This window comes from uncultured Agrobacterium sp., from assembly GCF_913777885.1.
Taxonomy (GTDB): domain Bacteria; phylum Pseudomonadota; class Alphaproteobacteria; order Rhizobiales; family Rhizobiaceae; genus Agrobacterium.
This window is the reverse complement of the sequence record NZ_CAJYTV010000005.1, coordinates 26,187-38,471: the sequence shown is the minus strand read 5'-3', so window position 1 is coordinate 38,471 and position 12,285 is coordinate 26,187. Positions and strand designations below refer to the sequence as shown.

The following is a 12,285-nucleotide window of genomic DNA, read 5'->3' as shown; positions in this document are numbered from 1 at the left end:
ACGCAATGGTGGTCACGGAAATTCGTTTGCTGTGCGCAGAGCGGACGATGCACCTAGGCTTGAGAATGGAGGCTTTTGTCATTGCGCCGATAGGCGGCACGGCCATTGTTCAATTCGTCAACGAAGGGGGAGAATGCGTGGCTTTCCTGTTCATGCATGATGAGCGAGGCGCGAAACGTCAAACGCGCGCGTGAACCCTTGATGGCGGTGACGAGCATCCGCACGGCGTCTTCACCAGGCCTTGGGTGAATGAGGGTGATTTCCAGACCACCGAAGCGACGCCCGCATGCGGCGATGATATCGGCCGCCGATTGCGGTCGGGCGATAAGGGATAATTGCCCGCCCGGAACCACGATGGCGCCTGCCGTTCTGATCCAGTGCTCGAAAAGATCATCCGTCATGGCATGCGCCTGAGCCTTCAGCGCATCCGGCGTCTTGCGATCTCCTGCATCATTATAGGGCGGGTTCATGATGACATGATCGAAGTGATCATCGATGAGACCCGCTTCGGCACGGGCTTTAGCGCGCAGCGTCACATCTGCCTGACGAACGGTCAGCCGGCTCGCGAGATGCGCATTCTCCGGCAGAGCAATGCTACGGGTGGCGAAATCGACCATCTCGGGCGCATATTCGAAAAGCGTGACTTCCGCTTTTGCCAGACGGGCAGCGACGGCAAATCCCGCAGCGCCTGCCCCAGCACCGAGATCTGCCACCCGGCACCGCCTATCATCGGCCACGAGCGAGGCGAGCAACATGGCATCCATGCCAGCCCGGTGCCCCCTGCCCTTCGGCTGAACCAGATGAAACCGGCCCCGGTGAAAAGCGTCGATGGTCTGCGACGTCATCGTTGATCAGGCCTCGTCCCGCAATTCGTCGGCAAGCCCCGCATCGATCAGGATCCGACGTGCCTGCTCGGATCTGTCATCCTCCACGAGGAACCGGCGGGGCAGAAGGCCGAGCGATCCCTCCAGAATGCTCATGCCCTGATCGGCAATCAGACAATGGATGCCGGCATCCTTCATCAGGCTTTCCGCAAAAGAAAGCAGGACGGCGTCATTCGTTCGGATCAATTCACGCATCAATGAGTTTCCACATCCCGTAATTTTTGAAGGTTCTGAGGCAATTCCACACTTGCCGCCACCATCGTCGCTTTCTATTGTCGAAACCAAAATCGAATAGGAGTCCGGTCCGTTGGGCGTCGTCATACCGCTTGAAGAAAGCAAAAACAAACTCGCATCCGTCAAGCCGCTTGTCGACCTGACGCGTCCCGATATGGAACGCGTCAATCAGCTTATCCTGTCCAAAGCCGGATCGGATGTGCAGATGATCCCGGAAGTGGCAAACCACCTGATCTCGTCCGGCGGCAAGCGTCTGCGCCCGATGCTCACGCTCGCATCGGCATCCATGTTCGGTTACGACGGCGACCATCATATAAAGCTCGCCACCAGCGTCGAATTCATGCACACGGCCACCCTCCTCCACGACGACGTGGTGGATGAGAGCGATTTACGTCGCGGCAAATCCACGGCGCGTACCATTTGGGGCAACCAGGCGAGCGTTCTCGTCGGCGACTTCCTGCTCGGTCAGGCCTTCCGCATGATGGTGGATGTCGGATCGCTGGACGCGCTGGACGTTCTCTCGACAGCCGCTTCCGTCATTGCCGAAGGCGAGGTGCTGCAGCTTTCTGTCGCCAAGAACATGGAAACGACAGAAGACGACTATCTCCAGGTTATCCGCGCCAAGACGGCCGCTCTCTTCGCCGCGGCGGCGGAAGTGGGACCCATCGTTGCCAAGACCGACAAGGCCACCCGCAGCGCACTGAAGTCCTACGGTATGAACCTGGGTCTGGCTTTCCAGCTCGTGGACGATGTTCTGGATTATGGTGGCCACTCCGCCGATCTCGGCAAAAATACAGGCGACGATTTCCGCGAGGGCAAGATCACCCTTCCGGTCATCCTGTCCTATCGCCGTGGCACGGCCGATGAGCGGGCGTTCTGGAAGCGAGCGATTGAAAACGGCGAAAGCACGGATGAGAATCTCGACGTAGCACTTGGCCTGATCAAGAAATATAACGGGCTGACGGACACGATCTCTCGCGCCAATCACTACGGCACGATTGCACGTGATGCCTTGGCGCCGCTGCCGAAAAGCCCATGGAAGGACGCGCTCATGGAAGTCATCGACTTCTGCATCCAGCGCGTCAACTGACGGACATCGTCGCCGCGAGACCATATTAAACGGCTCAGATGAGCGGCGGAATTTCTTGCAGGCCTGCTTCAAAAAAGCCATTCTATCATGCGGTAGTTCTGCGGCTTCCTGACTCGATTCCGATCTCGAAAGCGATGACCTATCTGAAGCGATGCAGTGTGCGTGGGCATTTCTAAGCCTTGAGGCTGTAGAGCTTAAAGCTGATTTTTCGGTGCGTAAGCACAAGAGCAAAGGTTCCTTCATGCGGCGCAAACCAGCATTTCGTCTTCTCTGCAGCGCGGCTTTCATCGCCGCCCTCACAATGGGCGCAGGCACTGTTGCGCTGGCAGAGACGAAGCCTGCCGATAGCAAGACCGAAGAGGCCGTCAAGTTCGATCCGGCGAAGGTCAACACCTTCTCGGGCGCGTTTCTGGCCGCCCGCACCGCCGATGTCGATCAGGATTACAAGACAGCGATTATGCTTTACCAGAAGGCTCTCGATTTCGACACGGCCAACACCGAAATCCGTCAACGTCTGATGATTGCGCAGCTGCTGAGCGGTGACTTCGAGGCCGGTGCAAAAATCGCCGACAGCCTGAAGGATGACAGCTCCGTGGAGCGCGTGACGACGATCGTACGTGCGCTTGCTGCCATCAAGCACAAGGAATTTTCCTCCGCGGAGAAGATTCTGAAATATAGCGGACCGAACGATCTGGACCGCATGGTCAACACGCTTCTAGCCGCCTGGGCCCGCGCTGGCTCTGGAAAAAGCAAGGAAGCGCTTGCCATGGTCAATGGCATGAAGGGTCCCGGTTGGTTCTCTATCTTCCAGAAGTACAATGCAGGGTCCATCGCGCTTGTTACAGGCAATACGGAGGCGGCACGCAAAAGCCTCGGCGAAGCGGTGGCCGACCGTGAAGGCGGCGCCACGGCGACGGACACCTATATGCGGGCCGTCATGGCGCTGGCCCGGCTGGAAGCGAAAGCTGGCAACAAGCAGAAGGCGCTGGATACGATTGCTGTCGGCGACGGGTTTGCACCGAATTACGCGCCCTTGAAGGCACTCAGGCAGAGCATCGAAAAAGGCGAAAAGCCGGATCAGCAGGTTCAGACCCCTGTAGAAGGTGCTGCCTCGGTAATGTTCTCGATTGCCGGCGCGCTGAATCGAGACGGTGCGGAAGAGATTGTCACGCTCTATCTTCAGGCTTCGCGCGCACTGGACCCGAAAAGCGCCGACACGCTCATTCTGCTTGGCGGCCTAGCCGAGGCACAGAAGATGCCGGAGCGTGCAATCGAGTTCTACCGCGAAGTGCCCGCCGATTCACCCATGCATCGGATTTCGGAGCTTCAGCTTGGCTTGACGCTGTCGCAGACCGGCAAGATGGACGAGGCGCGTCAGCATCTGAAGGCGCTGCTCGAATCCGATCCTGACGATGTTCGCTCCTACCTCGCCTACGGCGCCGTCCTTTCTGATGCAAAGGACTACGCCGCGATGGCAGCCAACTACGACAAGGCGGTGGAGGTCATCGGAGCCGTTCCGAAAAAGACCGACTGGACCATCTTCTTCCAGCGCGGCATTGCCTATGAGCGCCTGAAGCAATGGGACAAGGCCGAGCCGAATTTCAAACGAGCATTGGAACTGAATCCCGACCAGCCACAGGTTCTGAACTATCTGGGCTATTCCTGGGTCGACAAGAATATGAACCTCGACCAGGGCATCGAGATGATTCGCCGCGCAGTGGAGCTTCGGCCAAATGACGGCTACATCGTCGATTCGCTCGGCTGGGCGCATTACCGCCTTGGCGCCTTCGACGAGGCCGTGACGGAACTTGAGCGTGCTGTCGAGCTTCGTGCTGGCGACCCAACGATCAACGATCACCTCGGAGATGCCTATTGGCGCGTCGGGCGCAAGCTTGAAGCCGTCTATCAGTGGAACCGCGCGCTGATTGGAGACAGCGACGACGTGGACAAGGCAAAGGTGAAGGACAAGATCGCCAACGGTCTGCCGCCGCTGGAGAAGGACGCGCAAAATACCGCAAAGAAAGATCAGACTTTGCCGCCTCCCGCACCACCGGCGCCTGCCCCGGACAAGAAATCCTGACGTCCGAATGGCTTCGGCTGACGGACATGGAGCGGTCGAAACCATCGAGGCTGCTCCGGCAAAAATCAATCTCGCCCTGCACGTAACGGGCCAGCGGGAAGACGGTTATCATCTTCTCGAAACGCTGGTGACATTTACGCTGGCGGGCGATGTGCTACGCTTCCGCGAAGCGGAAGAAGACGGGTTTTCGATATCCGGCCGGTTTGCCCCGGAACTGATGGCGAGCGATTCCACTGAAAATCTGGTGCTGAAGGCCCGCGATCTTTTCCGCAACTTCGCGGTAAAGAATGGGTCAGGCACGCGACCAGTCGCGATCCATCTCGAAAAGAATCTGCCGATTGCGTCCGGCATTGGTGGCGGTTCGGCGGATGCTGCCGCGGCTCTTAGAGGACTGAGGCGGCACTGGAATTTGGAAATTGGCGATCTCACCCTGCAAGACATGGCCTTGGCACTTGGAGCCGACGTGCCCATGTGTCTGACGAGCAGACCACTGATTGCACGCGGCATTGGTGAGAAAATCGAGCAGCTGTCCCGGTTTCCAAACTTGTCAATGGTGCTCGCGAACCCGCTAAAGGGCGTTTCGACACCGCACATATTTCGCCTTCTGACGGACAAGAACAATCCATCACTCCCTCCAATAGTCGATGACAACGAGGCCGGTGGACTGCAAATGCTTCGCAGGCTTCGAAACGATCTCCAGCCATCCGCTATTAGCCTTCTGCCTGAGATCGATACTATCTTGTCCCTGCTGAGCTCAGAAGGGGCAGAGCTTGCCCGCATGTCGGGCTCCGGTGCCACCTGCTTCGGGATTTTTCCCACCATCCAGAAGGCAAAAGCTGCGGCTGCGGCACTTCGCCAAACGCAGCCTGGATGGTATGTTCAGGAGACAATGACGATTGCGGGAAGGACATCATGAGCCAGAACAAGGCGCCTAAGGAGAGACAGTTCATCCCTGTGGGCATTGCCGTCCTTACCGTCTCGGACACGCGCACGATTGCTGACGACAAATCCGGCGATACGCTTGTCGCGCGTATCGAGGAGGCCGGGCACCGGCTTGTGGATCGCGCTATCGTCCCGGACGACAGTCACGCCATACGCGGCAAGGTACAGGCTTGGACGCTGTCGGACGAGATCGACGTCATCATCACGACGGGCGGCACGGGGTTCACGGGGCGTGACGTGACACCGGAAGCGCTGGAGCCGCTATTCGACAAGCGAATGGATGGCTTCTCCGAAGTCTTTCACCGTATCTCGTACGACAAGATCGGCACATCGACCATCCAATCACGGGCAACAGCCGGGCTTTCCAATACCACTTTCATCTTCGTTCTGCCGGGCTCGCCCGGTGCTTGCAAGGATGCCTGGGACGGGATCTTGAAGGCGCAGCTGGATTACCGCCACATGCCGTGCAATTTCGTGGAAATCATGCCGCGCCTAGATGAGCATCTACGCCGTTCGAAGGGCTGAAAGCGAACGCTTAGCGATGCGGGGCGATCTTTCAAATTTGCTTACACGCCTCAATTGCTTGTTTCATCGCTTATCGTCATCGCATGACCCCCGCGTAATTCTGCGGCTACCGTGGTCGAGCTAACGCGTCCTGCGGAGCGCCCAAGCTGGTACGAGTTCTGCCCTCAATTGTCGGTTTTTTTGCGATACAGGGAACTGTGCAAGCGGGAGTCCGGATTTTGCCAGACGAGCGGCATCTCGTTTGCTTAGCAAAAGACCGAACTCGAGCGGCGGGCGACGGCGCAACAACCGCTCGATCAGGGGTCGCTTATGGTATCGGGAGGGTGAAAACCGGGCCGGGCCTTCGTTCAACGCCACGTATTCGAGGATATCCTCTATCCAGCCGCTTTGCGGACGACTACCTGGTTCGACGACCAATATCCACTCGCCACGGATCGACTGAACGACAGCGTCCATCTCCCAGCTCTGGTGAAAACGGCAACCAGCCGCCTCCGCTACACGGGCCGAGCCGTCCTGCGAGGCATGATCGAGAATAATGACGTCGCTGACCAACCCCTCGACAGCACCCGTGACCAGCGCAGACAGTGTGTGCGCAAGCTCAGGCTCCTGGTTTCGGCATTCCATGATGACTGTCAGCATAATCTTGTCGCTTGCGATCCCTTACCACCCCTAAAGCTCCTATAGCATCGTCGCTGCAAACCCAAATCGAATCTATTGAAACACTGTTGTAGGAGTACACCCTCTCTGCCTTGAGCCTTTACATCGCTTTCGAAAATCGTTTCAGGTTCTGCCGCCTGTTCAGCAGACAACGGGAAAGTAGGAGCATCAATCGATGCATCGTTGATCGAAGCACCGCACGCGCATCGTTCTTCTCACCCATGCGCAGAAGTCCGAGACGGCCTTCAACTCGATTTTGTTCTTGTATTGTTCTCGTTCGTACGATATGAATGCTCTATCCAATTCGCTGGCTGAGGCCGGTCAGGAGCATCAGATGAGACACCATGTTCTTTCGGGGCAGGCTGCCTATCAGCCTGGCCATACGCCCGATATTGCCAATGCGCTGGCAGATGACTCCGGCCTCAGGATCGAGATTGATCGCCGTCGCGGCAGAGGCGCAGGCATCAATCCCGGTGGTCGATTTGAGGCCCTGCAACACGAAGCTTTCAATGATGGATGGGATATCATCGAGGAACTGCCGGAGTTCAAAACAGACGTGCAGGTGGAAAAACCGCGCACCATCATCAGCCGCAACGATTCCCCCGATATTCCATTCGACCGTTCGATCAACCCCTATCGCGGCTGCGAGCATGGATGCATCTATTGCTTCGCTCGGCCGACGCACAGCTATATGGGCCTTTCAGCTGGGCTGGACTTCGAAGCAAAGCTCTTTGCAAAACCCGACGCGGCCAAGCTTCTGGAACGGGAGTTGTCCAAACCTGGCTACAAGGCGCGAGTGATCGCGATCGGTACCAATACCGATCCCTATCAGCCGATCGAGAAGGAATGGCGAATCATGCGCCAGATTCTGGAAGTTCTGGCGAAGGCAGAGCATCCGGTTGCCATCGTCACGAAATCAGCTCTGATCACGCGCGACATCGATATCCTCGCACCCATGGCGAAGAAGGGGCTGATCAAGGTCGGTATTTCCATCACGACGCTCGACCGCAAGTTGGCCCGCAGTATGGAACCCAGGGCATCGACGCCATCTAAGCGTCTGGAGGCGATCAAGGCGTTGACGGAAGCCGGCATTCCGGTGGCCGTGATGATGGCACCCGTCATTCCTGCGTTGAACGATCATGAAATCGAACGCGTTCTGGAGGCTGGTAAAGCCGCAGGTGCGACGGAAGCGTCTTATGTGTTGTTACGGCTTCCTCTGGAGGTCAGCCCGCTATTTCGAGACTGGTTGCTGCGCAACTATCCTGATCGCTATCGCCACGTCATGTCGTTGGTGCGCTCCATGCGCGATGGCAAGGATTACGATGCTGAGTTCGGCAAGCGCATGAAGGGTGCCGGGCCCTATGCCTGGCAGATCGGTCGCCGCTTCGAGATGGCCACCAAAAGGCTTGGTCTCATTCGCAGGGGCATCCAATTGCGCGACGATCTGTTTGCCCCGCCAGGCGGCGCCGGCGTGCAGCTATCCCTGCTTTGATGGAGGAAAACCTCGACCACATCAATGTTCGAGCATGCCATGGTCTCGCGGCGTATCCCCATAAGATGCACCGAAGTGTCCGCCATGAAACCGCTCTTCGAAGACATGTTCGGTGCGCGTCCCTGACGTACCGGCATTGCCCCCGGTTCCGCCGCCTCGCGTGCGATTTCTCGTTTTCCGCCACTTGAGAAAACGATCCTGCCTTCATGAGGCAAGGATGACAACCACGCCCCACGGGTTGTCTTGATCGCCGCGCCGGGGGCTTGCGGGAGATCGGATGTTTGTGCAAGTTTCCGCCGCATGAAGCGACGCACAGCATCCGATTCTCCTGCCCTGTTCGAGTTTGTTCCGCCAAGCCCGGATTTCAGCATGGAGCTTGAAGCGCGCCAGCGCGGCCTGTGGCCCGTGGCAGGAACGGATGAGGCTGGCCGCGGACCTCTGGCCGGTCCGGTCGTAGCCGCTGCCGTTATTCTTGATCCCGACAACATTCCCGACGGTCTCAATGACTCCAAGAAGCTGACAAAGGCGAAGCGGGATGCGCTGTTCACGAAGATCCTGGAGACATCCGTGGTCTCCGTGGCGTCATCTGGCCCGGTACTGATCGATCGGATCAACATCCTCAGAGCAAGTCTTGATGCCATGCGTCGCGCTGTCCTTGGACTTGAGCTTGCACCGCGACTGGTTCTTGCCGATGGGCGCGACCAGCCGCCCGGCGTGTCATGCGAGGCAAAGGCCGTGATCAAGGGAGATGCCCGATCTCTTTCAATCGCTGCCGCTTCGATCGTTGCCAAGGTTACCAGAGACCGGATGATGGAGCGGGCGGGCACAGTGCATGCAGCCTACGGTTTTGAGCTTCATGCAGGCTACGGGACGCCTGTGCATCTTCGCGCCATAGAGGCCCATGGTGCTTGCCCACTGCATCGAATGAGCTTTCGACCGCTTCGGCAAGATCTTGCCGAAGCGGATGTCGCTTGATGTCTCCTGAACTCCCCTGCGTCTCAAAGGGGGGCCGTTTTCCGCGTCAGCCGGCCATACGCATATAATCGTCGCGGCCCGCGCCCTGCTGGGCGTGATCGGCCAGCCTGAACTGCTCCAGCAGCATACGCAGCCTGTCGCTCTCCGCTGCCAGGGCAGAAGTTGCGGTTGTGGTTTCCTCCACCAATGCTGCATTCTGCTGTGTCGTCTGGTCCATCTGATTGACGGCCGTATTGACCTCCGAAAGACCTGTCGCCTGCTCCTGAGACGAAGTCGCGATCGCGCCCATATGAGCATTGACGGCTTCGACGTGATGGCTGATCGTCTTAAGCGCTTCGCCAGTCTGCTGCACCAGCTTTACGCCGTTTTCAACTTCATGCGACGACTTGCCGATCAGCTCCTTGATTTCCTTGGCAGCCTGGGCAGAGCGCTGCGCGAGTTCGCGCACCTCTTGAGCGACAACCGCGAAGCCTTTGCCGGCTTCGCCAGCGCGTGCTGCTTCGACACCCGCGTTCAGCGCCAGTAGATTGGTTTGGAAGGCGATCTCGTCGATCACAACGATAATGTTGGAGATCTGGCCGGAAGACTGTTCGATGCGCTGCATGGCGTCGACTGCAGCTGCCACGACATTGCCGGAGATTTTTGCTGCCCGGTTGGCTTCGCTCGCGGCACCCGTCGCCTCCTGTGCCCGCTTTGTCGAGTTCGCAACATTGACGGTGATCTCATCCAACGCCGCCGCTGTCTGTTCAAGGGTCGCCGCTTGCTGCTCAGTCCGTCGGGAGAGATCTGCGGAGCCTTCGGCGATTTCCCGTGTTCCGCTGTTCATCGCGTCGATCGCGTTCGAGATCTCAATGAGCGTATTGCCAAGCTGCTGAATGGATTGATTGAAGTCGGTTCGCAGAGGTTCAAAATCAGGCGCAAAGGTCTCATTAAGGCGGAAAGCCAAGTCGCCGGACGCAAGCCGGCGAAGTCCCGCGGCCAGACCAGATGTCGCCACGCGCAGCCGCTCCTCGGCCTCAGCCTCAGCCTTGATCTGCGCCTCAAGCCGCTCCGTTTCGGCACGCTTGCGATTGACTTCCGCTTCTGTTTCAAGCCGCTTGTTCTCAATGGCACTTCGACGGAAGACCTCCACCGCTTCAGCCATAGAGCCGATTTCATCCTTACGGCTACGGCCAGGAATATCAATCTCGGTATCGCCTGAAGAAAGCTTGCGCATCACGCCCGTCATCCGTAGCAGCGGCCTTGCGATGTAACGATTGCCAAAGACCGCCGCGCCAGCGCCGATCGTGAGCGCAACGGCCAGCGCGATATAGTTGAGCGTAATGGCCGTGCCAGCCGCCGCAACGGTGTGATCGCCCTCACCGCGAACGTCCATTTCGATATCGTCGACCGCTTCCTGAAGGCTCATTTTAGCCTGGTTGTACGCGTTCAACGCACCGCCAGCAAACAACCACCTTGCCTCATCCATCTTGTTGGTGTCGACAAGAGCCTGCACTTGGTCCCACTCGCTTTTGGCGACGGCCCATCGTGCATTGAAGCTCTGAAAGTTCTGTTTATCCGCATCATCGACGAGATGCTCCCCGTACTCCTTAAGCCGGGCGGCCAGAACACTCTCGGCTTTGGAGAGTTCTGCCTGAAAATCGGCTCGGGCATCGGGATCGGCGATAACGATGGCGCCCTGTGCGTTTCGAATGCTTCCAATGTCGGCATTGATCGCGCCAATCACAATGAAGGCGGGGACGCGTTCCCGGACGATGACATTGATGCCCTGCTCGATCTGCGACATGGATATAATCGAGGAGATGCCCTGTATCCCTGCCACAAGAATCATGATGCCTGACAGAGCAGCCAGAACCTTGCTGATCGATAACTTCATAACATCCCCTCATATAATATCGGATGTAATCGCGGACCCGTCTTCCTAATGGCCGAGACGTCACCACATATCACGTCAAGTGAAGTGGACAGAACTTATCCGTCCAACTTGCCCGCAATGCATAGCGTTAAGATCATCTAATAGTATTTACATTTAATTAAGCTCATAATTTCAAATAATTTAGTACACACCCTTTCTATCCAACGCTCGCAACTGTCCATATACTTTAGGCACAACTATATAAAGCTAAACCGGCTTAGCTTCGCTATCGAAGGACATTTCAGCAAGATAGCTGGGAGTAAAGCCGGAAGATCGCAACACCTTAAAAAGCAAAACAAAAAACCCTCCCGGCCATGGCCGGAAGGGTTTTGACGTTTCGATGAACGACGTTTTCGTCCGACCTAGTTCAGCCGCGACTTGACCTCACCGACAGCAGACTTGAACAGCTTGCCTTTGGCGGCAGCGGTGGTCTTTTCTGCGATCAGCTTTTCCGATGCTGCAATGGCGATATCGACAGCGGCGGAGCGCACAGCGCCAATCGCGTCTGCTTCAGCCTGCTTGATCTTCTGCTCAGATAGAGCTGTGCGGCGAGCGACAAACTCTTCCGTCTTTGCCTTGGCTTCTGCGGTCAGTGCCGCAGCTTCGCGTTCAGCCGCTGCAACGATGTTGGCCGCGTCCGCTTCGGCTTCCTTGCGCTTGCGCTGGTATTCGGCCAGCAGGTGCTGAGCCTCTTCGCGCAGGCGCTTGGCTTCTGCCAATTCCTCAGTGATGTTCTTGGCGCGCTCGTCAAGCGAACCTGCCAACATGCCCGGAACCTTGAGGTATGCGATCAGGACGAAGAAGAGAATAAGACCTACGAGTGCGTAGAATGTTGCATCAAACGCCATCTCAAGCCCCCTTCACGTCGGATACCGCGGCAACGGCTGCCTTGGCATCGGTTTCCTTGACCTTGGCGCCAATCAGTTGATCGACAACCGCGGTCGCTGTTTCTTCTGCGATCGTACCGACATCGGCCAGAGCCTGCTGCTTGATGGACGCGATACGCGCTTCGGCAGCGGAGAGCTTTTCAGCCAGTTCCGCTTCGACTGTCGCGCGGTCCGCATCAGCCTTAGCTTTTGCGGCATCACGGGCGGCGGAAGCGATCGATCCAGCCTTCGCACGCGCTGCGGCAAGTTCTCTTTCGTAGGTTTCGATCGCGGCGTCAGCCTCAGACTTCAGCCGGGAGGCTTCATCAAGGTCCTGCGCGATGCGGCCATGACGATCCTCAAGGATGCCACCGACACGCGGCACGATGACCTTCTTCATGAGCACGTAGAAAAGACCGAACGAAATCGCCAGCCAGAGAAGCTGGGACGCGTAGGTCGACGAATCGAATGGCGGAAATACGCCGGATCCGTGACCGGCGTCATGCGCCACTCCGGTTTCCGTATGCGTTGCTTCCGGGGCCGTCTGGCCGACAGCGGGTGTTTCCGTCGTCGTTCCGGTTGACGGCGCTGCTGACTGGGCAAGAGCCTCGGTCACGAACATGCT

General features: G+C 57.8%; 12 protein-coding genes. 6 read left to right on the top strand and 6 right to left on the bottom strand.

The annotated features are described in order from the left end of the window. Positions 1–53 precede the first annotated feature (53 nt). Positions 54–845 (bottom strand): tRNA1(Val) (adenine(37)-N6)-methyltransferase, encoded by a 792-nt coding sequence (locus tag QZ869_RS04410; RefSeq protein WP_296102699.1) that lies wholly within the window; start codon positions 843–845, stop codon positions 54–56. A gap of 6 nt (positions 846–851) precedes the next feature. Continuing rightward, positions 852–1,079: a DUF2007 domain-containing protein gene (locus QZ869_RS04405; protein WP_112358867.1), complete on the bottom strand. Its 228-nt coding sequence runs from the start codon at positions 1,077–1,079 to the stop codon at positions 852–854. 112 nt (positions 1,080–1,191) lie between these two features. On the opposite strand from QZ869_RS04405, the gene QZ869_RS04400 reads away from it, so the two are divergent. The 4 genes from QZ869_RS04400 to moaB all read left to right on the top strand — a co-directional run bounded on the left by QZ869_RS04400 (position 1,192) and on the right by moaB (position 5,755). Further along, on the top strand, positions 1,192–2,208 hold the full coding sequence (locus QZ869_RS04400) for a polyprenyl synthetase family protein (RefSeq protein WP_296102697.1): 1,017 nt from the start codon (positions 1,192–1,194) through the stop codon (positions 2,206–2,208). Positions 2,209–2,449: 241 nt separating this feature from the next. Further along, the gene (locus tag QZ869_RS04395; RefSeq protein WP_296102695.1) at positions 2,450–4,288 is read left to right on the top strand and encodes a tetratricopeptide repeat protein; all 1,839 of its coding nucleotides are present in this window, start codon (positions 2,450–2,452) and stop codon (positions 4,286–4,288) included. Positions 4,289–4,295: 7 nt separating this feature from the next. After that, positions 4,296–5,204, top strand: a complete 909-nt coding sequence (locus QZ869_RS04390; RefSeq protein WP_296102693.1) for a 4-(cytidine 5'-diphospho)-2-C-methyl-D-erythritol kinase — start codon at positions 4,296–4,298, stop codon at positions 5,202–5,204. Continuing rightward, on the top strand, positions 5,201–5,755 hold the full coding sequence (gene moaB, locus QZ869_RS04385; RefSeq protein ID WP_296102690.1) for a molybdenum cofactor biosynthesis protein B: 555 nt from the start codon (positions 5,201–5,203) through the stop codon (positions 5,753–5,755). The genes QZ869_RS04390 and moaB overlap by 4 nt, the downstream gene beginning before the upstream one ends. Positions 5,756–5,875: 120 nt before the next feature. Here moaB and QZ869_RS04380 read toward each other — a convergent pair whose 3' ends face one another. Then, complete coding sequence (locus QZ869_RS04380; RefSeq protein ID WP_296078091.1) at positions 5,876–6,394, bottom strand: glycosyltransferase family A protein; 519 nt, start codon at positions 6,392–6,394, stop codon at positions 5,876–5,878. Positions 6,395–6,746: 352 nt separating this feature from the next. On the opposite strand from QZ869_RS04380, the gene QZ869_RS04375 reads away from it, so the two are divergent. Together QZ869_RS04375 and QZ869_RS04370 are read left to right on the top strand one after the other, a co-directional pair. After that, the gene (locus QZ869_RS04375) at positions 6,747–7,904 is read left to right on the top strand and encodes a PA0069 family radical SAM protein (RefSeq protein ID WP_296101145.1); all 1,158 of its coding nucleotides are present in this window, start codon (positions 6,747–6,749) and stop codon (positions 7,902–7,904) included. Between the two features lie 300 nt (positions 7,905–8,204). Next, the gene (locus tag QZ869_RS04370) at positions 8,205–8,879 is read left to right on the top strand and encodes a ribonuclease HII (RefSeq protein ID WP_296102687.1); all 675 of its coding nucleotides are present in this window, start codon (positions 8,205–8,207) and stop codon (positions 8,877–8,879) included. Between the two features lie 46 nt (positions 8,880–8,925). Here the strand turns inward: QZ869_RS04370 and QZ869_RS04365 are convergent, their stop codons facing one another. From QZ869_RS04365 to QZ869_RS04355, 3 genes are all read right to left on the bottom strand, one after another. Then, a complete protein-coding gene (locus tag QZ869_RS04365; RefSeq protein ID WP_296102685.1) occupies positions 8,926–10,755 on the bottom strand; it encodes a methyl-accepting chemotaxis protein in 1,830 nt (609 codons plus the stop codon). A 401-nt stretch (positions 10,756–11,156) separates the two neighbouring features. Continuing rightward, entirely contained in the window at positions 11,157–11,642 is a 486-nt protein-coding gene (locus QZ869_RS04360; RefSeq protein WP_296016773.1) for a F0F1 ATP synthase subunit B, read from the bottom strand. 1 nt (position 11,643) lies between these two features. After that, the gene (locus QZ869_RS04355) at positions 11,644–12,282 is read right to left on the bottom strand and encodes a F0F1 ATP synthase subunit B (RefSeq protein WP_296016774.1); all 639 of its coding nucleotides are present in this window, start codon (positions 12,280–12,282) and stop codon (positions 11,644–11,646) included. Positions 12,283–12,285 lie beyond the last annotated feature (3 nt).

Excerpts from the sequence above, each read along its gene's own strand:
- QZ869_RS04410 (WP_296102699.1), bottom strand. The coding sequence starts at position 845 with ATGACGTCGCAGACCATCGACGCTTTTCACCGGGGCCGGTTTCATCTG.
- QZ869_RS04405 (WP_112358867.1), bottom strand. The coding sequence starts at position 1,079 with ATGCGTGAATTGATCCGAACGAATGACGCCGTCCTGCTTTCTTTTGCG.
- QZ869_RS04395 (WP_296102695.1), top strand. The coding sequence starts at position 2,450 with ATGCGGCGCAAACCAGCATTTCGTCTTCTCTGCAGCGCGGCTTTCATC.
- QZ869_RS04390 (WP_296102693.1), top strand. The coding sequence starts at position 4,296 with ATGGCTTCGGCTGACGGACATGGAGCGGTCGAAACCATCGAGGCTGCT.
- moaB (WP_296102690.1), top strand. The coding sequence starts at position 5,201 with ATGAGCCAGAACAAGGCGCCTAAGGAGAGACAGTTCATCCCTGTGGGC.
- QZ869_RS04380 (WP_296078091.1), bottom strand. The coding sequence starts at position 6,394 with ATGCTGACAGTCATCATGGAATGCCGAAACCAGGAGCCTGAGCTTGCG.
- QZ869_RS04375 (WP_296101145.1), top strand. The coding sequence starts at position 6,747 with ATGAGACACCATGTTCTTTCGGGGCAGGCTGCCTATCAGCCTGGCCAT.
- QZ869_RS04370 (WP_296102687.1), top strand. The coding sequence starts at position 8,205 with ATGAAGCGACGCACAGCATCCGATTCTCCTGCCCTGTTCGAGTTTGTT.
- QZ869_RS04365 (WP_296102685.1), bottom strand. The coding sequence starts at position 10,755 with ATGAAGTTATCGATCAGCAAGGTTCTGGCTGCTCTGTCAGGCATCATG.
- QZ869_RS04360 (WP_296016773.1), bottom strand. The coding sequence starts at position 11,642 with ATGGCGTTTGATGCAACATTCTACGCACTCGTAGGTCTTATTCTCTTC.
- QZ869_RS04355 (WP_296016774.1), bottom strand. The coding sequence starts at position 12,282 with ATGTTCGTGACCGAGGCTCTTGCCCAGTCAGCAGCGCCGTCAACCGGA.